Raw genomic sequence first — 21,162 nt, forward strand, 5'->3', positions numbered from 1 at the left:
GCCGCGGCGATGGCGGACGCAAGCGATTCGTATTGATCGAACGCCGCGCGCGAGGCGGCGAAAACTTGGGTGGGGAGACGGGCCCGGACTTCCGGCGGCAGTTGGAAGTCCGGGGAACCCGTCATCGCATCGGCCGCGTCGGCGCGGCGCGATGCGACGACGACCCAGTACACATCGAGCACACTCTCCGGCGTGGCGTTGGAGGACCGACCCGGGCTGCCGGCCGCGGCCGGAACCGGGCAAGCGTTTGCGAAGCATCGATGCGATGAACGGGTTCCGCGCGCGAACCCGGAGCGGTCCGGCGTGCATCGCCAGCGCGCGCCGCATCCGCGGTTTAGGACTCGTCCTAATTCAAACCGCGCGTGATCGGGTTATCACTTGACCCACGCGCCGCGGTATCGATCACGTCTCCCATGGAGTCGCAGTCGCACCAGCGCGACAGCGCCGGACCACCGCCGACATCGTGGCCGGCACCGTGCCCGGATCGTGGCCGCGCGGGATGTTTCGCACGGCCGCATCCGCTCCTTCGCCGCTATCGCGGCTCATGACACTCAGGGGCTCCACCGATGTCCACACGCACCAAGCGTTTCAACGCACTGTCCGTCGCCGCCGCTATCGCCCTGGCCGGTCTGTCCGCACCCGCGTTCGCCGGCCATGCGTATCTCGACAGTCTCAACGCCGACGGCAACAGCCAGTTCATCGTCAAGTACCGCAGCGGCAGTGCGCCCGCGACCAGTCCGGCCTCGATGAAGGCCTCGCTCGACTCGGCCGCCTCGCGTGTGGCCTGGTCGTCGGGCAAGGACGATAAGCCGGGTCTGCGGGCGTTGCGCCAGATGATCCTGCCGGGCGGACGGGTGATCGGCACCGATACGCCGCTCAATCGCGCCGATGCGGCGGCGCTGATGCGCCAGATCGCCGCCGACCCGAATGTCGAATTCGTCCAGCGCGACGGCGCCGTGCGGGGTCTGATGCTCCCGAACGACAGCAAATTTTCCCAGCAATGGAACCTGGCCGATTCCGCGACCGGTATCCAGGCGCCCACCGCCTGGGACAGCAGCACCGGCACGGGTGTGGTGGTCGCGGTGATCGACAGCGGTATCTACTCGCATACCGATCTCAACGGCAACATTCTGCCGGGTTACGACTTCATCAGTTCACTGACCGGTCTGAGTGACGCCGATTGCAAGACCATGGGCAAGCTCTCAGGCTGCGGCAGCCCCGAGGATGGCGATGGCCGCGACGCCAATCCGATCGATACGTCGAAGGTTGGGCACGGTACCCATGTCTCCGGCATCATCGGCGCCTTGACCAACAACGCCACCGGCATAGCGGGCGTGGCCCACGGCGCAAAAATTTTGCCGATTCGTGTGTTGGGTAAGCAAAGCGCCGGCAAAGAGTCCGACATCTACGATGCGATCGTCTGGGCCTCCGGCGGCAGTGTCGCGGGTGTGCCGGCCAACGCCAATCCGGCCAAGGTCATCAATCTTTCGCTCGCCGGTGCTTTACCGGCCTTGTGCAACGACTCTCCGGGGTGGACGTCCGCGATCAACGCCGCGGTGGCGAATGGGTCCACGGTCGTCGCTTCAGCGGGCAACAAAAAGGAAGAGGTCACGACGGTGACGCCCGCGGGCTGCAACAACGTGATTTCGGTTGCCGCCAGCGACAAGAACGGTGCCCTTGCGTCCTACTCAGCGTCGGGCGCCACCCTTGATCTCACTGCGCCCGGCGGCGCGTCGGGTGAGTTCGGCACGAGCGCCGCCGATGCTATTACTTCCACCGTGGCCTCCGACCGTTACGGCCTGGCCGTCGGCACCTCGATGGCCGCTCCGCACGTGGCCGGTGTCGCGGCGCTGATCCTTTCCGCCGCGCCGACCAAGACTCCGGCGCAGGTCGAGCAGATCCTGAAGAGCAGCGCGCGGCCGATCCCGCTGACCCAGTGTGCGACGGGCTGCGGCGCCGGCCTCATCGATGCGGCGGCGGCGGTGGCCGCGGCGAAGAAGTAGGTTCCGGCGACGAGCGCGATGGGCGAGGCGGCGGCCGGGGAAGTTCCGATCGCCGCCTTTTTCTTGCGTCCGATCTGGCCGGGACCGCATCGCGGCGGGGCGGCACTCCTGGCCGCGCCGACCGGAGCAGGGACTACCACGCGATGAGCGCGACGCCGGCGATACGCCCGCCGGACGCATCGTCGCCCATCGCCGGCGCGCTCGGCCTCCGCGATTTAGGACTTGTCCTAATTCAAATGGCGTGTGATGGGGTTATCACTTGGTCAGCGCACTGCGGTATCGATCGCATCTCTATCGAGTTCGAAGCCGCATTAGCGTGACCGGGCCAAGCCATCGCCGACACCGTGGCCGGCACCGTATCCGGATCGTTGCCGCGGGGGATGTTTCGCGCGGTCGCATCCGCTCCGTCGCCGCCATCGCGGCTTAATGACATAAAGGAGCTGCATCAATGTCCATCCGTTCCAACACTTTCAACGCACTCACCATCGCCATGGCGCTCGCGCTGTGCGCCGCCGGTTCGGCCTCCGCGGCCAATCGCGTCGATCTGCGCAGTCTCGATGCCGACGGCAGCCAGAGCTTCGGCCGCCTGCTGGTGACCTACAAGCCCGGCACCGCGCCGCGTCGCGACGCGGCCAGCTTCAACCAGGCGATCGGCGCGGCCGCGAGCGCGGCCAGCAACCGCCTGGGCGGTGGCAACAACGCGGTTCAACTCAAGCGCCTGCGCCGCACCGCCACGGGCACGGACGTGGTGCTGAGCAACCGCGCGCTGAGCCGCGATGAAGCGATCACCCTGATGAAGGAAATCGCCGCCGATGAGAACGTGTTGGCGGTGAGCAACGACATCCGGATGGTGCCGTATCTCACTCCCAACGATCCCAAGTTCAAGGATCAGTTCGGCTTCGGCACCGGCGCCGGCGGCATCCGCGCCACCCAGGCCTGGGACGTGACCAAGGGCGACGGCGCGGTGGTGGCGGTGATCGATACCGGCGTCACCAGTCACAGCGACCTCAACGCCAACGTGATCGCCGGCTACGACATGATCAGCGCCGACGATCCGGCCGATGGCCTGCCGCATCCTTACTACATCGCCAACGACGGCAACGGGCGCGACGCCAATCCGGCCGATCCGGGCGACGGGATCAGCTTCAGCGAATACTTTTCCAACGAATCCGTGAAAAAGTACTGCGGCTACGGTTCCTCGACCTGGCACGGCACCCATGTCAGCGGCACTGTCGCGGCGGTGACCAACAATGCCAAGGGCGTGGCCGGCACCGCGTCGGCCGCCAAGGTCGTGCCGGTGCGCGTGCTCGGCAAATGCGGCGGCTATGGCTCGGATATCGCCGATGCGATCACCTGGGCGTCCGGCGGCAGCGTGCCCGGCGTTCCGGCCAATCCCAACCCGGCCGATGTGATCAATATGAGCCTGGGCAGCCGCAATCCGACCGCTTGCCCGCAGATCTACAAGGACGCGCTGAGTGGAGCGGCGGCGCGCGGCAGCATCGTGGTGGTCGCGGCCGGCAACAGCGACAAGGATACGCTTACCGCCACGGACACCGCTGGCGCGGCGGTGGGCTATACGATGACCAACTGCGGCTCGGTCATTTCGGTGGCCTCCACCACCTCGAGCGGCGCGCGTTCCAGCTTCTCCAACTACGGCGCCGGGATCGATATCGCCGCGCCGGGCTCGAACATCGTGTCGACCCACAACAGCGGCAGCCAGGGCCCGGGGACGGAAAGCTACAAGGCCATGAACGGCACCTCGATGGCCTCGCCGCACGTCGCCGGCGTCGCCGCGCTGGTGCAGTCGGCGGCGCCGACGCCGCTGACCCTGGAGCAGATGCGTTCCCTGCTCAAGCGCACCGCGCGCGCGTTCCCGGCCGCGGTCGACAAGCCGATCGGCCCGGGCATCGTCGATGCGGCCGCCGCGGTCAACGCGGCGAAGAACGGGCAGTAGAACCACGGGTGGAAAGCGTTCGTCGGCGCGCGGGTATCGCGCGCCGGCGAGCGCGATGGGGCGAGGCGGCGGCCGGGGAGTATCCGACCGCCGTTTTTTTGTTGCGTCTGGTCTGGTCGGGATGGCATCGCGGCGGGGCGGCACGTCCTCCCGATCGCGTCGTTCGGAGCGGGCGGCTGCTGCGATAGCTGCCGTTCGTCGGAGCGGCGGCGCTGGCAGGTCCCGGCTTATGATCATGTTTTACCTTTAAAATAAATAACTTGCATGGGTTTTTGTGATTGACGCGGACCACCGGGACCGGTGCCACTCCCGCCATGCCCTTGCAATCGCCGCCGCCGCTATTATGATTGAGCAATCACTCATTAACTGATCCAGTCCGGCCATGGCCCGCCCCCGCAGCGAAGACAAACGCAACGCCATTCTCAGCGCCGCTACCCGCGTGTTCGCCGAGCAGGGCCTGGCGGCGCCGACGGCGAAGATCGCGCGCGAGGCCGGGGTCGCGGAAGGCACCTTGTTCACTTACTTCGCGAACAAGGACGAACTGCTCAACCAGCTGTATCTCGAACTCAAGTACGAGATGCGCGACGTGATGAGCGAAGGCCTGCGGCAGGTGGACCAAGAGGATCTGCGCGAGCTGGCGCACCGTTTCTGGGTGGCCTACATCGACTGGGGCGTGATGCATCCGCACAAGCGCAAGGTGATCAGCACGTTGGCCTTGTCCGATCGCATCAGCGCCGAAAACCGCGTCGCCGGCGCGGCCGCGTTCGCGGTGTTCAACAGCCGCCTGCACAACAGCGTGGAGCAGGGGCTGATCTGCAGTCCGTCGTCCACCTTCGTCGGCGCGCTGCTCGGCGCCATCGCCGAGGTCACGATGGACTTCGTCGTCCGCGAACCCGAGCGCGTCGGGCATTACCGCGAAGCCGGGTTCGAAGCGTTCTGGAAATCGATCTCCGCCTGAGGGCAGCGGCCCGCGGCGGATTTTTCCGCTCTTTTAATGAGTGCGTAATCAGTCATTTAGTTGTTTCCCCACGTCGTATCCATCCTCAAGGAGTGCTGTCATGTCGAAAGTCTGGTTGGTCACCGGTAGCGGCCGCGGTCTCGGCCGCGATATTTCCGAAGCCGTGCTCGCGCGCGGCGACCGTTTGTTCGCCACCGCGCGCGATCCGGCGCAGCTCGACGATCTGCTCGCGCGCTACGGCGAGCGCGTGCGCGCGTTCGCCCTGGACGTCACCGATGCCGCCGCCGCGCAGGCCGCGGTGAACGCCGCGATCGATGCCTTCGGCCGCATCGATGTGCTGGTCAACAACGCCGGCTACGGCCGCCTCGCGCCGTTCGAACAAACCGGCGCGGACGACTTCCGCGATCAGGTCGAAACCAATCTGTTCGGCGTGGTGAATCTGTCGCGCGCGGTGCTGCCGTCGATGCGCGCGCAACGCAGCGGCCACATCATCCAGGTCTCCTCCGTCGGCGGCCGCATCGGCACGCCGGGGTTGTCGGCGTATCAGGCGGCGAAATGGGCGGTCGGCGGTTTCAGCGAAGTGCTGGCCGGCGAAGTCGGCGTGTTCGGCGTCAAGGTCTGCGCGCTCGAACCCGGCGGCATGCGCACCGGCTGGGCCGTGGAGGCGATGCGCGACATGCCCGAGCTGCTGCCGGAGTACCAGCAATCGCTCGGCGCCATGCTGGCGGTGCGGCGCCAGATCGTGGGAGGCGACGGCTCCGCGCAAGACATCGCCAACGCCGCCGCCGGCGATCCGGCGCGGGTCGCGCAAGTGGTGCTGGGCATCGCCGATCACCCGCAGCCGCCGGTGCATCTGCTGCTCGGCAGCGACGCGCGCCACTACGCGCTGACGGCGCAAGACGAGCGCGCGCAAGCCGGCGAACGCTGGCGCGCGGTCAGCGAATCGACCGACGTCGCAGCCCGCGGCCCGATCCCGCAATTCCCCACCGCCTGATCCATCCGACAAGGAACCCATTCGATGAAACCCTGGACTGTGCGCGAACTCGCGCCGCAACCCGGCCGCCGCGTCGTCATCACCGGCGCCACCGGCGGCATCGGCCTGGAAACCGCGCTGGCGTTGGCCGGCGCCGATTTCGAGGTGATCGTCACCGGCCGCAACAACGACAAGGGCGAGATCGCCTTGCGCCGCATCCGCGATGCGCATCCGCGCGCGCGGGTGCGCTACGAACACCTCGACCTCGCCAGCCTGGCCTCGGTGAAGCAGTTCGCCGAGCGTTACGCCGCGCAGCACGACAGCCTCGATGTGTTGATCAACAACGCCGGCGTGATGACGCCGCCGCAGCGGCAGACCACCGCCGACGGCTTCGAACTGCAGTTCGGCACCAATTATCTGGGCCACTACGCGCTGACCGCGCGGCTGCTGCCGCAGTTGCGCAAGGGCGCCGCGCCGCGCGTGGTCAACGTCAGCAGCCTGGCGCACAAGCTGCTGGCCGATATCCACTTCGACGATCTGCAATGGCAGCGCGGCTACAAACCGTGGCGGGCGTATGCGCAGTCGAAGCTGGCCATGCTCAGCTTCGCCTTCGAACTGCAGCGGCGCAGCGATGCCGGCGATTGGGGACTGATCGGCAACGGCGCCCATCCGGGCTATGCGCGCACCGATCTGATCGCCAACGGACCCGGCACCGATGCGTGGTACACGCGGCTGGGCGTGCGCTGGCTTCAACCCTGGACCAGCCACTCCGCCGCCAGCGGTGCGATGCCGACGGTCTACGCCGCGGCCGCGCCGCAGGCCAAGCGCGGCGGATACTACGGCCCCAGCGACATGTTCGAACAGAAAGGTCCGGTGGGCGAAGCCAGGATCGGCGCGCGAGCGCTCGATGAAGCCATCGCCGCGCGCCTGTGGGACGTTTCGGCCCGACTGACCGGAGTAAGCTGGCCGAGCACCTTGATCGACACCGCCGCGCCCGCGCGCACCGCGGCCGGCGGTGCGGATTGGAATTCGGAGCGCACGGCATGAAGGTAGTGATCTTCGGCGCGACCGGCATGGTCGGGCAGGGCGTGTTGCGCGAGTGCCTGCTCGCGCCGGACGTCGAGCAGGTGCAGACCGTCGGCCGCAGCGCGACCGGCGGCGGCGAGGCCAAGCTGCGCGAAGTGGTGCACGCGGACTTCCTCGACTTCAGCGCGGTGGAAGAACAACTGCGCGGCTTCGACGCGTGTTTTTTCTGCCTGGGCGTGAGTTCTCTGGGCATGAACGAAGCCGACTACACCCGCATCACCCACGACTACACGATGGCGGCCGCGCGCACGCTGGCGAAGTTGAACCCGGGCATGGTCTTCACCTACGTCACCGGCGCCGGCACCGACAGCAGCGAGCAGGGCCGCACGATGTGGGCGCGGGTCAAGGGCCGCACCGAAAACGAGTTGCAAAGGCTCGGCTTCAAGGCGACGTATCTGTTCCGGCCCGGCGCGATCCTGCCCTTGCACGGGATCGAGCCGAAGGATTCCCGCCTGCGCACGCTGTACCGGTTGACCAGGCCGCTGTGGCGCATGGCGCGCGCGGCTTGGCCGAACCGGATCGCGAGCACGGAAACCATCGGCCTGGCGATGCTCGGCGTCGTGCGTCGCGGCGCGGCCAAGGCGATCGTCGATCCGCCCGATATCGAGGCGATCGCGCGTCGCGAACGCGGCGAGGGATAGGGCGATCGCGGGTTCGCGCCCGCCGCGCCAGCGTTGCGCCGTGCGCTAGGCGCCATCCGCGCTGTGCAAGAATGAGCCGGCCGCGCCGCTTTCAGCCCAGGTTCGGTGCCCGCGCGCTTACATCGACCCCGCAGCGCCCGCGCATGCGTTGCAACCTACTCCATCCCAGGAGGTGCCCGCATGTCATCCTCGATCCGCGCACGGTGGCTGCCCGCCACGGCTTTGTTGCTTTCCTTCACAGTGAGCGCCTGCATGGCATCCGGCAGCAATCCTTCCGATCCGAAATCCGCCGCCGCCAAACCGGCCCCGGCGGCCGCGCCCGCCGCGGCGCAATCGCAACCGGCGCAGGCCGAGCAGGCGCCGCCGCAATACGCCCAGCCCGACGACGCTCAAGCCAGGCCGGGCCGCGCCCAGGTCGGCGCGCCGGTCGGCGCCGGGCCGTTCGCCCAGTTCATCGTCAAGTACCGCGACGGCACCGCGCCGCTGACGCAGGCCGGGGCGGTGCAGCCGCGCCTGGACCGCACCGCGAAGCAGGCCGGCCTGGCCAACAAGAGCGGCCTGAAGCTGACCTGGAAACACCGCATGGGCATCCACGCCGACGTGTTCGCCGTCAGCCCGGCGCTCGACCGCGCCGAAGCCGTGCGGTTGATGGAAACCTTCGCCAACGATCCGGATGTGCAGTTCATCGAGCCCGACAACCACATCTCGCTCGGTCCGATCATTCGCAGCCCGGAGCCGGTGGACAAATAAGGCGCGATGTCGATTCGTTGATGCGCGACACAGAAACCGGCGGCCGGTGCGGCGCGGTGGACGACCTCAGGAACCCCGGCGAAAGCCGGGGTTTTTTCGTTGCGGCGCAATAAGACGATTTCTTCGGATTCCAGGCATTGCATGGAAGAAAGCGACACGGCGAAGGCAGATTTACGATGCATGACAAGCATCACGAACGTGGCTCTTCAATCGCCTCCGATGCCATTGCCGCTGCTTGCTTCGAGCCGCTAGCGTCGTGATGCGGGTGAGACGACGACCTCGACCCGCGAACGGATCTTCGCAAGGGCAGGGCACGCACGCTCATCGGTTCCATTCGCGCATCGAAGCTTCGATGCACGGGCGGGTTTGCGTCAGCTCCACCCTCGAGGTCCGCTGAAGTCACCTTTCGGCCGCTTTGCGGCTTTCCACTCTCGGGGGTTTCAATCATGTCCAGCAAGTCTTCCGGCCGCTCGCGCGGTCTGAATGCGGCGCGCGCCGTCGTATTCGCATCGGGTATCGCGGCGCTGCCGGCGTTCGCCGCGCAGCCCTTGTTCATCGGCGACGCCGCGCCCGCGCGCGCCGCCACTGTGTCCGCGCAAGGCGCTTCCGCGCTCGGCCGCGCGCAAGCCCTGGCCGCCGCGCCGGCCACCGCATCGCTGCAACTCAAGCGCGCCGACGCCAGCCTGGTCAGCGCCGACACGCGCGAGATCGAACTGCGCCTGGGCTCGCATCTGGTCAACGCCGTGCTCGACAGCGCGCGCGACACCGGCCGCGGCAGCACCGTGTGGCTGGGCCATCTGCGCGAGAACGCGAAAGCCGCCGGCCACGACGCGCGCGAAGTGCGCCACGACGAACGCAACTCGGTCGCCCTGGTGCGCCGCGGCAACGGCGTCACCGGCAACGTGCGCGTGGACGGCCATCTGTATCGCATCCGCCCGCTCGCCGATGGCAGCCATGCGGTGATCGAGGTCGATGAAAGCCGCATGCCGCCGGATCACCCGGCCAATTACCGCGATTCCGACCTGCCGCAGATCGACATGCGCGCCGCCACCCGCGCCGCGATCAACGCCGTCGGCCCGAGCGCGATCGATCCGGGCGCCACCGCGACCATCCGCGTGCAGGTCGTGGCCACCAACCAGGCCATCGCCGCGTACGGCGGCGACATGCAGGCGCTGGTCGAGCTGGCCGTGGCCGAGAGCAACCAGGGCTACACCAACTCCAATGTCGGCATCACGCTGGAACTGGCCAACTACCGCACCGTCGAATACACCTCGGCCGGCGACGGCCACTTCACCGACGAAGACCGCTTCTCCGACCCCAGCGACGGCTACATGGACGACATCCATGCCAGTCGCGACGCCAACGCCGCCGACGTCAGCGTGCTGGTCATCGACGACGGCGGCAACTGCGGCCTGGCCCATTCGATCGGCTCGACCGCGGCCACCGCGTTCGCGACCGTGCATTACGACTGCGCCACCGGCTACTACAGCTTCGCGCACGAAATCGGCCACCTGCTGTCGGCGCGCCACGATCCGGCCGCCGATCCGACCAACACGCCGTACGCCTACGGCCACGGTTATCGCTATGAACCGGCGGGCGGCGCCAAGTGGCGCACGATCATGGCCTACAACTGCAGCGGCGGCTGCCCGCGTCTGAACTACTGGTCGAACCCGGACGTGACCTACAACGGCGTGGCGATGGGCACGGCCGACAAGAACCACAACCAGCGCGTGCTGGTGCAGACCAAGGCCGCGATGGCCGCGTTCCGCGGCGCGCCGGGCGGCAACACCGCGCCGGTGGCCAACTTCAGCTCCAGCGCCAGCGGGTTGACGGTGAGCTTCACCGACAGCTCCAGCGACAGCGACGGCAGCATCGCCTCGCGCAGCTGGAACTTCGGCGACGGCACCACTTCGACCGCGACCCATCCGAGCAAGACCTACAGCGCGGCCGGCACCTACACCGTCACCCTGACCGTCACCGACAACGGCGGCCTGACCCACACCAAGACCGCCTCGGTCACGGTCAGCGCCAGCGGTGTGCAGACCTACACCAACGGCGCCGACGTCAACATCCCGGACAACAACGCGACCGGCGTGTCGAGCAGCATCGCCGTGTCGGGCCGTACCGGCAACGCGCCGAGCAATGCGCAGGTCGCGGTGACCATCGTGCATCCGTACAAGGGCGACCTGATCGTCGATCTGATCGCGCCGGACGGTTCGGTCTACAACATCCACAATCGCACCGGCGGCAGCGCCGACAACGTCAGCGGCACGTTCACCCTCAATCTGTCGAGCGAAGCGCTCAACGGCAGCTGGAAGCTGCGCGCCGCCGATCGCGCCTCCGCCGACGTCGGCAAGATCGACACCTGGAGCATCACCTTCTAAGCCGCGTGCGCGCACGCCGTCGTTGAAGTTCCAACGCGCTCACCGCAGCGCATCGTCACCCGCGTGTCGTCCCGCCGTGCATCGGCGGGCGCGGCGACAGGCGCCGGTCCGGACGCGGGCCGCCGCCGCCCCTGCCGTCGCAGCCGGTTCCGCCTCGGGCCGGACCGCGGCGGCGCGGGCCGTCGCTCACGCAGCACCTGGCAAGACCAGGCCGCGCATCGTCGTCAACGCCGATGCGCGGCGAACCATCGCCTGCATTCCCACTGGACGGAGACAGACATGAAACGATTCACCCTGACCCTAGGCCTGCTCGCCCTGTCGATCGGCACCGCGATCGCCGGCCCGGCGCTGCGCCCGGCCGCGTTCGACAACGCGCGCATTTCCCGCATCGACCGCATCGCCCTGCGCAGCATGCCGGCGGTGGACGTCGCCAAGCTGCGCGCCGAGGACGTACAGCGCGCCGCGCGCCGCGAAGTTCCGCGCTTCGCCACCGCGCTGCCGCTGAACATCGACACGCTCACCTCAGGCACCTGGGAAGACCTGGATGCCGACCACGTGGTGTGGCGCACCCGCATCGAATCCAAGAACGCGCTGACGCTGAACTTCCACTTCACCCAGTTCAAGCTGCCGACCGGCGCGCGCATGTTGATCTATCCGGCCGACCAGACCCCCGGCTCCAGCGCCAACTTCGTGCGCAGCTTCACCTCGGCCGACAACCAGGCCGACGGCCAGCTGTGGACGCCGGTGGTGATCGGCGACGAAGCGGTGATCGAAGTGGTGGTGCCGCGGGCCAAGGCCGGCGAACTCAAGCTGCGCCTGGGCGAGGTCAACCACGACTACGTCGGCATCGGCAAGCTCGCGCGCGACGCCGCGCTGGATCAGGCCAAGGGCGTGTCGGGCAGCTGCAACATCGACGTGGTGTGCCCGGAAGGCAACGGCCATCGCGACGTGATCCGCTCGGTCGCGGCGTATTCCAAGCAGGGCACGATGTGGTGCACCGGCTCGCTGGTGAACAACTCCGCCAACGACAAGAAGATGTACTTCCTGACCGCGAACCATTGCGGCATGACCACCGCGGCGATCGCCTCGAGCATGGTCGTGTATTGGAACTACCAGAATTCGACCTGCCGCGCGCCGGGCTCGTCCTCCAGCGGCGCCAACGGCGACGGCTCGCTCGCGCAGTCGCAGACCGGCGCGGTCGTGCGCGCGACCAACGCCGCGTCCGACTTCACCCTGCTGGAACTCAACACCGCCGCCAACCCGGCCTACAACCTGTTCTGGGCCGGCTGGGACCGCCGCGATCAGAACTTCGCGGGTGCCACCGCGATCCATCATCCCAACGTCGCCGAGAAGCGCATCAGTCACTCGACCGTCGCCACGCAGATCAGCGGCTACAACGGTGCCACCGGCACCTCGCACCTGCATGTGTTCTGGCAGGCCAGCGGCGGCGTGACCGAGCCGGGTTCGTCCGGTTCGCCGATCTACAGCCCCGACAAGCGCGTGCTGGGCCAGTTGCACGGCGGCCCGTCCAGCTGCAGCGCCACCGGCGCCGATCGCAGCGACTACTACGGCCGCGTGTTCACCTCGTGGACCGGCGGCGGCACCGCGGCGACCCGCCTGAGCGACTGGCTCGACGCGGGCGGCACCGGCGTGCAGTTCATCGATGGCCTGGATTCGGGCGGCACGCCGCCGGTCAACAATCCGCCGATCGCGAACTTCACCTCCAGCGCCAGCGGCCTGACCGTGGCCTTCACCGACGGCTCCAGCGACAGCGACGGCACCATCGCCTCGCGCAGCTGGAACTTCGGCGACGGCACCACGTCGACCGCGGCCAGCCCGAGCAAGACCTACAGCGCGGCCGGCACCTACACCGTCAGCCTGACCGTCACCGACGACGACGGCGCCACCAACACCAAGACCGCGTCGGTTACGGTGGGCGGTAGCACCGGCCCGCAGACCTACAGCAACGAGACCGACGTGGCGATCAGCGACAATGCCACCGTGGAAAGCCCGATCGTGGTGTCGGGCCGCAGCGGCAACGGGGCGAGCAGCACGCCGATCGCGGTCACCATCGTCCACACCTACAGGGGCGATCTGAAGGTCGATCTGGTCGCGCCGGACGGCACGGTCTACAACCTGCACAACCGCACCGGCGGCAGCGCCGACAACATCAACCAGACCTACACCAAGAACCTGTCGAGCGAAGCCTTGAACGGAACCTGGAAGCTGCGCGTCAACGACAACGCCGGCGGCGATATCGGCAAGATCGACAAGTGGACGATCACGTTCTGATCCAGGCGGGTCGTCGTCCGGGCGATCGCGTCGCGATGTCCGGATGAGGGCTGATATGTTGCAAGCAGAACCCCGGCTTCGGCCGGGGTTCTTTTTTTGATGTTCGCGTAGATGCTTGGGGCCTGTTGTGGGAGGGAGCTTTAGCCCCGATGCTCTTCGTGCAGATATCCATGTATCTGCATTCACTAACCCTTGTGTTTGAAATTGCACGGCGACCTGACCGAACAGCATCGGGGCTAAAGCTCCCTCCCACAACAGACGCCGTGGCGCTCGCACACGGCTGGCAAGTCCGATATGGGATGGCATGTTTCCAAGCCGTGCATCGTCCGGATTTTCGTATAGCGATGGCCGGGTGAGGGGCGGTACGTTGCAAGCCGAACGTGGCCCCGCCGGTTTTTTCCATGTTCGCGCGGACGCTTCGAGGTCTGTTGTAGGAGGGAGCTTCAGCCCCGATGCTCTTCGTACAGATATCCATGCATCCGCATTCACTAAGCTTTGTGTCTGAAATCGCATCGCGACCTGCCCGAAAAGCATCGGGGCTAAAGCTCCCTCCCACAACAGAGGCCGTGGCTGTCGCACACCGATGGAAAGTTCGATAGCGGGCGGCCCGTCGCATCGGCGAGCGCCTGAATGTACCGCCCGCGCATCCACTAGTGCAGCGCAACATGATGCTGCTCAGCTATGGAATAACCGCGATTTTTCTCCGCGACGCAACGCGTCGCCATCGCCCCTTCACACCACCCCATCTGCAAGTTCCCGTTCATCGTGAGCTGCATTGCATTATGAATTCGCGCGATGTCTCAGTTTCAATTTCCTGTTCGGGACACCGATTTCATCAGAAACAAATCTTGCTCGTATGCGTGACGCGATGCACAAATCCGATGTCGATTCGGAGGATTTGCGTCTTGTTGTGCGCGACGCGGCTGCCGCAAAGTCGCGCCGTGGTGCAAAAAGTTGATCGATCCGCGCCACGCGTGGTAGCTGCAAACGCACGCTGAAGGGGAAGCATGCGGCATCGCCTGCATCAAACACTGGAGCATCCAGTTCCCACCGCCTGATCCGACGCTATCGCCATACCAGCACCGGCCCTGCCGGGCGTCGAGCTCATGCCTCTAATCACGGACGGAGAGACTCAATGAAACGCATTTGTGGTTCCTTGTTGTTGCTCGGACTCTCGATCAGCGCCGCACTCGCCGCGCCGGCCTCGCGCCCGGCGGCTTTCGATCATCACAATATTTCCAGCGTGGACAAGATCGCCGTGCGCGCCATGCCCGCGGTCGATGTGGCCAAGCTGAAGGCCGAAGACCTGCTGCGCGACAAGCGCGGCGACATCCCGCGTTTCGCCTTCCCGATCAAGGTCGACATGACCCCGCTCAACTCGGGCGTGTGGGAAGACCTCGATGCCGACAACGTCATCTGGCGTCAGCGCGTGCGTTCGGAAAAAGCGCTGTCGCTGAACTTCGGTTTCAGTGAATACCACATGCCGCAGGGCGGCCGTCTGCTGGTCTACCCGGCCACCCAGGCCGCCGCCGGCGACCGCAACCTCATCAGCGAATACACCGCGCGCGACAACAACGCGCAGGGCCAGCTGTGGACGGCGATCGTGCCGGGCCAGGAAGCGGTGATCGAAGTGGTGGTGCCGCGCGCCAAGCTCGGCGAGCTCAAGCTCAAGCTGGGCCAGGTCGGCCACGACTACGTCGGTTTCGGTCCGCTCGCGCGCCGTCTGGCCGCGGCCAGCGGCGAGAAGGGCGTGTCGGGCCAGTGCAACGTGGACGTGGTCTGTCCCGACGGCGACGGCCGCCGCGACATCATCCGTTCGGTCGCGGCGTATTCGAAGAACGGCTCGCTGGCGTGTACCGGTTCGCTGGTCAACAACACCGCCAACGACAAGAAGATGTACTTCCTGACCGCCAATCACTGCGGCATGACCACGGCTTCGACCGCGGCCAGCATCGTGGTGTACTGGAACTATCAGAACTCGACCTGCCGCGCGCCGAACACGCCGGCCAGCGGCGCCAACGGCGACGGCTCGATGAGCCAGAACCAGTCCGGTTCGACGGTCAAGGCGACCAACGCCGCTTCCGACTTCACTCTGCTGGAACTGAACACCGCGGCCAACCCGGCGTTCAATCTGTACTGGGCCGGTTGGGACCGTCGCGACCAGAACTTCTCCAGCGCGATCGGCATTCATCATCCCAACGTCGCCGAGAAGCGCATCAGCCTGTCCACCAGCCCGACTTCGTTCGTGGCCTGGGGCGGCGGCGCCGGCACCACGCACTTGAACGTGCAGTGGCAGCCCAGCGGCGGCGTGACCGAGCCCGGTTCGTCGGGTTCGCCGTTGTACAGTCCTGAAAAGCGCGTGATCGGCCAGCTGCACGGCGGTCCGTCCAGCTGCAGCGCCACCGGCACCAACCGCAGCGACCAGTACGGCCGCGTGTTCACCTCGTGGACCGGCGGCGGCACGGCCAGCACCCGTTTGAGCGACTGGCTCGATGCGGGCAACACCGGCGCGCAGTTCATCGACGGTCTGGATTCCGGCGGCGGCACGCCGAACACTCCGCCGGTCGCGAACTTCACCTCGACCACCAGCGGCCTGACCGCGACCTTCACCGACAGCTCCACCGACAGCGACGGCAGCATCGCCTCGCGCAGCTGGAACTTCGGCGACGGCACGACCTCGACCGCGACCAACCCGTCCAAGACCTACAGCGCCGCCGGTACCTACACCGTCACGCTGACCGTCACCGACAACGGCGGCGCCACCAACACCAAGACCGGCTCGGTCACGGTATCCGGCACGCCGGGTTCGCAGACCTACACGAACGAAACCGACGTCGCCATTACCGACAACGCCACGGTCGAAAGCCCGATCACCGTGTCCGGCCGCACCGGCAACGGTCTGCCGAGCACGTCGATCCAGGTGACGATCTACCACACCTACAAGAGCGATCTGAAGGTGGACCTGGTGGCTCCGGACGGCACGGTCTACAACCTGCACAACCGCACCGGCGGCAGCGCCGACAACGTCATCGGCACCTACACGAAGAATCTGTCGAGCGAGCCGCTCAACGGCGTGTGGAAGCTGCGCGTCAACGACAATGCGACCCTCGATACCGGCCGCATCGACAAGTGGAGCATCACGTTCTGATCCACCGCGTTTGATCGACCGAACGCCGCGGCCCAAAAAGCCGCGGCGTTTTTCCTGGGAAAGAGGCAGCGGCGATCAAGCCACGCGCGCCGCGGCCGCCGCCGCATCGCCCGCATCGACCGCGTTCGAAAGCGCGATTGCTTCGCGCATCGATCCTCGCCGCGTCGTTCTGCTGCGAACATCACGAAAGCGCCGCGTTCGCGCGCCCAGCGGTGCTTGTCAGTGCTTCGAACTCATCCGCAGCATGGATACCAGGCACGCCCCGCGTCGCTACCCACCGCACCGGTACATGGAGAGTTTCCCAATGCGCTTCCAACACGCCGCGTTGCCGCTGTTGCTGGCTTTGTCCGCCAGCGCCGCGGCCGCCGATGAGCAACCCGTCTTCGTCACCGCCAAGTACGAAAATCCCGCGCAACTGCAGCGCATCGCCTCGCGCTTCCAGCATCTCAACGTCGATCGCCGGGCCAAGACGGTGCGCGTGGAGGCCCTGCCAGAAGACCTGGCCGCGCTGACCCGCGCCGGCTTCAAGTACGAAATCGATCAGGACGCCACCGCCAGGCTCCAGCGCCTGCAAAGCGCGCTGCAAAGTTCCTTGAACGGCGCCAAGAGCATTCCCGGTTTCACCTGCTTCCGCACGGTGGAAGAAACCTATTCCACGATGGACACGCTGGCGGCGAACAAGCCGAACCTGGCGCGCATCACCACCATCGGCCCGACCTGGCAGAAGACCCAGAACGCCGGCACCGGCTACGACATGCGCGTGCTGCGGCTGAGCAACACCGCCACCGACACCGCGCTGCCGAACAAGCCCACGCTGGTGCTGTTCGGTTCGATCCACGCCCGCGAATACGCGCCGGCCGAACTGGTCACCCGTTTCGCCGAAGGCCTGGTCAACGGCTACGGCACCGATCCGGAAGCGACCTGGCTGCTCGACAACTTCGCCTTCCAACTGGTGCTGCAGGCCAATCCCGATGGCCGCAAGAAGGCCGAAGCGGGCGCTTCGTGGCGCAAGAACGTCAACAACAGCAACGGCGGAAGCTGCAGCGCGAGCAGCTACGGCACCGATCTCAACCGCAATTTCCCGTATCACTGGAACACCGCCCCGGGCGGTTCCAGCGGCAATCAGTGCGCGGAGACTTATCGCGGCCCGACGCCGGCGTCGGACCCGGAAACGAAGAATCTGATGGGCCTGGTCGCCGGCACCCGCGGCAGCAACGGCGTCTACACCGGCGGCGTCTTCGCCGACCGCCGTCCCGACGACGTCAACACGGCCGCGCCCGACGATACGCAAGGCGTGTTCATCGATATCCACAGCGCCGCCGACCTGGTGCTGTGGTCGTGGGGCGACACCAGCAATCCCGCGCCGAACATGAGCGGTCTGCGCACGCTCGGCCGGCGCATGGCGTATTTCAACGGCTACTACCCGCAGCAGTCCGATGAGCTGTACGCCACCGACGGCACCACCGACGACACCATGTACGGTCTGCTCGGCGTGCCGGCCTATACGATCGAACTGGGCGGCAGTTTCTTCGAAAGCTGCAGCAGCTTCACCGGCACCACCTTGCCCAACAACCTCAAGACCCTGCGCTACGTCGCGCGCAGCCTGTGGGCGCCGTACACGCTGCCCAGCGGCCCGGATACCACGGTGGTCAACGTGTCCTCGGCCACGGTGCCGGCGGGTACGCCGGTGACGATCACCGCCAACATCAACGACAGCATCTTCAACCAGAGCAACGGCACCGAGGCGGTGCAGAACATCGCCTCGGCGCGCGCGTATCTGGACGCGCCGCCGTGGGCGAGCGGGGCGACGCCGATCGCGCTCAGCGCCAGCGACGGCAGCTTCAACAGCAGCAACGAGAACGTCACCGGCAGCATCTCCACCACCGGGCTCAGTCAGGGCCCGCACACGGTCTACGTGCAGGGCACCGACGCCTCGGGCAAGCCGGGCACGCCGAACGCGGTGCGTTTCACCGTCGGCGGCACCGGCCCGGTCAACAATCCGCCGGTGGCGAATTTCACCTCCAGCGCCAGCGGCCTGAGCGTGAACTTCACCGACACCTCCACCGACGGCGACGGCACCATCGCCTCGCGCAGCTGGAACTTCGGCGACGGCACCACGTCCACCGCGGTCAATCCATCCAAGACCTACAGCGCGGCGGGCACCTACAGCGTCACCTTGACGGTGACCGACGACGACGGCGCCACCAACACCAAGACCGGTTCGGTCATCGTCGGCACCAGCGGTTCGCAGACCTACACCAACGGCACCGATGTGGCCATCACCGACAACGCCACGGTGGAAAGTTCGATCACCGTGTCCGGCCGCAGCGGCAACGGTTTGCCGAGCACGCCGATCCAGGTCACGATCCATCACACCTACAAGAGCGACATCAAGGTCGATCTGGTGGCGCCGGATGGCACGGTCTACAACATCCACAACCGCACCGGCGGCAGCGCCGATAACCTCATCGGCACCTTCAACAAGAATCTGTCGAGCGAGCCGCTCAACGGCGTGTGGAAGCTGCGAGTCAACGATAACGCGACCGGCGACGTCGGCCGGATCGATACCTGGAGCATCACGTTCTAAGGTGGTTCCGCTTTAGCCGAAGCAGTGGGCGCATGCCTCCCGTGATCGGCTGACGACGACAACGCGCCCCCGGCTTCGGCCGGGGGCGTTCGTTTTCGAGGGGGCGCGATCGCGCCGGCATCGCGAGCGTAGGCATGCGCAGGCTCCGTGGCTCACGAAGACTCACGCGATGCTATCGAAAACATGAGGCGATGCCGTCGCTTCCTGGAAAACCATCGGACTCTGCCGCGGCGCGGCCGCGAAAACCATCCACCGATCCGCGACGTGCGGCGCATCGCCGCATCGCGCGATGTGCATCGTGTTTCCAGTGCCGAAACCCTGAAAATTCAGGGTTTTTCGCGACATCAACGTGCTGGTCCCCATGCGCGCTTATCCCGTAATCGTTTACTGCGCGGTTGCATGACTCAAGTCACGAACGCGAATGTGCGCTCGCACCGGTTGTCGCTTGTTGATGCGGTATCGCGCGATTAGGGTCTCACACCGGGCGCCTCGGATCTTTTTCCCCACGCACGTTTCGGCGCCGCTTTCACGCGCAGCTAGTCCTCCGGCGATCGCATCGCGCGGTCGTTTTTCCCATCACCCCGCGTCCTGGCGCCGATGCCGGAGCATCCGCCGACGACGCCGAACCTGGAGCGCCATTCGTGAATCCGCATTCCGCCTCTACGCCCGTGAAGTTCGTTCCGGCCCTGCTCGCACTGGCACTGGCCGCCGCCGTATCGCCCGCCCTCGCACAAAGCCATGGCCACGACCATGCACGCCCGGCCGACGCGACCGACGACCCGTTCAAGCCCGTCTACATCGTGACCTCGCGCGCGACCTTCGACGCCGGCGTGCAGACGCTGGCCAAGAGCGCCAGCGGCGTCAGCAACCGCGCCGGCGACAAGCTGGTCATCGCCGAACTCAAGACCCATCAGCTCACCGATGTCACCCGTCACGTGCACGAGAAGGAAAAACGCTGCGGCGGCTTCGTCGCCTTCGACAGCCGCGAAGAGGCGGAAGCCTTCGTGCGCAACGAGCGCAGCGTGGAGGCGATGAACAACAAGTTCGCGACCTACACCGTCGATAACCAGGCCACGGTCAACCCGTGGTTGAGCCAGGTCGCCGAGGCCAACATCCGCGGCACCATCAATCACCTGTCCACGCAGTATCCGAACCGTTACTACGCCTCCACCCACGGCCGCACGTCGGCGACCTGGATCAAGGACAACTGGCTCGCGCTGGCCAACGGCCGCAGCGATGTCAGCGCCGAGCTCTACACCGGCTGCACCAACTGCTCGACCCAGCCGTCGGCGATCCTGACCATCCAGGGCAGCGAACTGCCGAACGAAGTGGTGGTGCTCGGCGCGCACCTGGACTCGATCTCCAGCAGCGGCAGCGGCGATGCGATGAACGCGCCGGGCGCCGACGACGATGCGTCGGGCATCGCGACCTTGACCGAAGTGGCGCGGGTGGCCCTGGCCAGCGGCTACAAGCCCAAGCGCACGATCAAGTTCATGGGCTATGCGGCGGAAGAAGTCGGCTTGCGCGGTTCCAACGCGATCGCCAACGATTTCAAGAACCGCGGCGTCAACGTGGTCGGCGTGCTGCAGCTGGACATGACCAACTACCGCACCACCGGCCCGAACCCGGTGCGCCTGGTCACCGACTACTCCAACTCGGCGCTGCAACAGTTCCTGCGCGATCTGCACGCGACCTACCTCGGCGGCACCCTCGGCACCTACACCTGCGGCTACGGTTGTTCCGACCACGCGTCGTGGACCTCGGCGGGCTTCCCGGCGGCGATCTACTTCGAAGGCGGCACTTCCAGCGGCGGCTATTCGCCGTACATCCATTCGCCGTCGGACACGATGGCCAACATGAGCAACTCGGCGGCCAACAGCGTGCCGTTCGCCAAGCTCGGCCTGGCCTTCCTCGGCGAGCTGGGCAAGACCGCCGGCACCGGCCCGGGACCGGGTCCGGGCACCCAGACCTACAGCAACGGCACCGATGTGACGATCAGCGACAACGCCACGGTGGACAGCCCGATCACGGTGTCGGGCCGCACCGGCAACGCGCCGACCAGCGCCAGCGTGTCGGTCAGCATCATCCACACCTACAAGGGCGATCTGAAGGTCGATCTGGTCGCGCCGGACGGTTCGCTCTACAACATCCACAATCGCACCGGCGGCAGCGCCGACAACGTCAGCGGCAGCTTCAACTTCAACTTGTCCAGCGAGCCGCTCAACGGCGTGTGGAAGCTGCGGGTCAACGACAACGCCAACGGCGACGTCGGCCGCATCGACACCTGGAGCATCACCTTCTGATCGCGCCGGCGGGCCGCATCGATCGCGGCCCGCCTCGTGTGGCGCGCTTCGCGAAGACCTTCGCGACCCCGGCCCGGCCGGGG

General features: G+C 66.7%; 13 protein-coding genes. 12 read left to right on the top strand and 1 reads right to left on the bottom strand.

What is annotated here, in order from left to right:
- Positions 1 to 566 precede the first annotated feature (566 nt).
- From J7J50_RS09915 to J7J50_RS09965, 11 genes are all read left to right on the top strand, one after another.
- Positions 567 to 2,003, top strand: a complete 1,437-nt coding sequence (locus tag J7J50_RS09915) for a S8 family serine peptidase (protein WP_215058221.1) — start codon at positions 567 to 569, stop codon at positions 2,001 to 2,003.
- Between the two features lie 448 nt (positions 2,004 to 2,451).
- Complete coding sequence (locus J7J50_RS09920; protein ID WP_215058220.1) at positions 2,452 to 3,957, top strand: S8 family peptidase; 1,506 nt, start codon at positions 2,452 to 2,454, stop codon at positions 3,955 to 3,957.
- A gap of 382 nt (positions 3,958 to 4,339) precedes the next feature.
- Entirely contained in the window at positions 4,340 to 4,915 is a 576-nt protein-coding gene (locus J7J50_RS09925; RefSeq protein WP_215058219.1) for a TetR/AcrR family transcriptional regulator, read from the top strand.
- A 100-nt stretch (positions 4,916 to 5,015) separates the two neighbouring features.
- On the top strand, positions 5,016 to 5,909 hold the full coding sequence (locus tag J7J50_RS09930) for an SDR family NAD(P)-dependent oxidoreductase (protein ID WP_215058218.1): 894 nt from the start codon (positions 5,016 to 5,018) through the stop codon (positions 5,907 to 5,909).
- Positions 5,910 to 5,933: 24 nt separating this feature from the next.
- Positions 5,934 to 6,935 carry an oxidoreductase gene (locus tag J7J50_RS09935; protein WP_215058217.1) on the top strand — a complete coding sequence of 334 codons (1,002 nt, stop codon included), beginning with the start codon at positions 5,934 to 5,936 and terminating at the stop codon, positions 6,933 to 6,935.
- Positions 6,932 to 7,615, top strand: a complete 684-nt coding sequence (locus tag J7J50_RS09940) for an NAD-dependent epimerase/dehydratase family protein (protein WP_215058216.1) — start codon at positions 6,932 to 6,934, stop codon at positions 7,613 to 7,615. Before J7J50_RS09935 ends, J7J50_RS09940 begins: the two co-directional genes overlap by 4 nt.
- A gap of 252 nt (positions 7,616 to 7,867) precedes the next feature.
- Entirely contained in the window at positions 7,868 to 8,365 is a 498-nt protein-coding gene (locus tag J7J50_RS09945; RefSeq protein WP_215058215.1) for a hypothetical protein, read from the top strand.
- A 446-nt stretch (positions 8,366 to 8,811) separates the two neighbouring features.
- A complete protein-coding gene (locus J7J50_RS09950; RefSeq protein ID WP_215058214.1) occupies positions 8,812 to 10,749 on the top strand; it encodes a M12 family metallo-peptidase in 1,938 nt (645 codons plus the stop codon).
- A 279-nt stretch (positions 10,750 to 11,028) separates the two neighbouring features.
- Positions 11,029 to 13,041 (top strand): proprotein convertase P-domain-containing protein, encoded by a 2,013-nt coding sequence (locus tag J7J50_RS09955; RefSeq protein ID WP_215058213.1) that lies wholly within the window; start codon positions 11,029 to 11,031, stop codon positions 13,039 to 13,041.
- Positions 13,042 to 14,176: 1,135 nt separating this feature from the next.
- Positions 14,177 to 16,189, top strand: coding sequence for a PKD domain-containing protein (locus J7J50_RS09960; protein ID WP_215058212.1), 2,013 nt, complete (start codon positions 14,177 to 14,179; stop codon positions 16,187 to 16,189).
- A gap of 304 nt (positions 16,190 to 16,493) precedes the next feature.
- Complete coding sequence (locus J7J50_RS09965) at positions 16,494 to 18,776, top strand: M14 family zinc carboxypeptidase (protein WP_215058211.1); 2,283 nt, start codon at positions 16,494 to 16,496, stop codon at positions 18,774 to 18,776.
- A gap of 162 nt (positions 18,777 to 18,938) precedes the next feature.
- Here the strand turns inward: J7J50_RS09965 and J7J50_RS09970 are convergent, their stop codons facing one another.
- Positions 18,939 to 19,139, bottom strand: coding sequence for a hypothetical protein (locus J7J50_RS09970; RefSeq protein WP_215058210.1), 201 nt, complete (start codon positions 19,137 to 19,139; stop codon positions 18,939 to 18,941).
- Positions 19,140 to 19,417: 278 nt separating this feature from the next.
- Here J7J50_RS09970 and J7J50_RS09975 point away from each other — a divergent pair, with 278 nt between their 5' ends.
- Positions 19,418 to 21,079, top strand: coding sequence for a M20/M25/M40 family metallo-hydrolase (locus J7J50_RS09975; RefSeq protein ID WP_215058209.1), 1,662 nt, complete (start codon positions 19,418 to 19,420; stop codon positions 21,077 to 21,079).
- Positions 21,080 to 21,162: the final 83 nt, after the last annotated feature.

This window comes from Lysobacter sp. ISL-50 (assembly GCF_018612875.1).
In the GTDB taxonomy this organism is placed as follows: Bacteria; Pseudomonadota; Gammaproteobacteria; order Xanthomonadales; family Xanthomonadaceae; genus Lysobacter.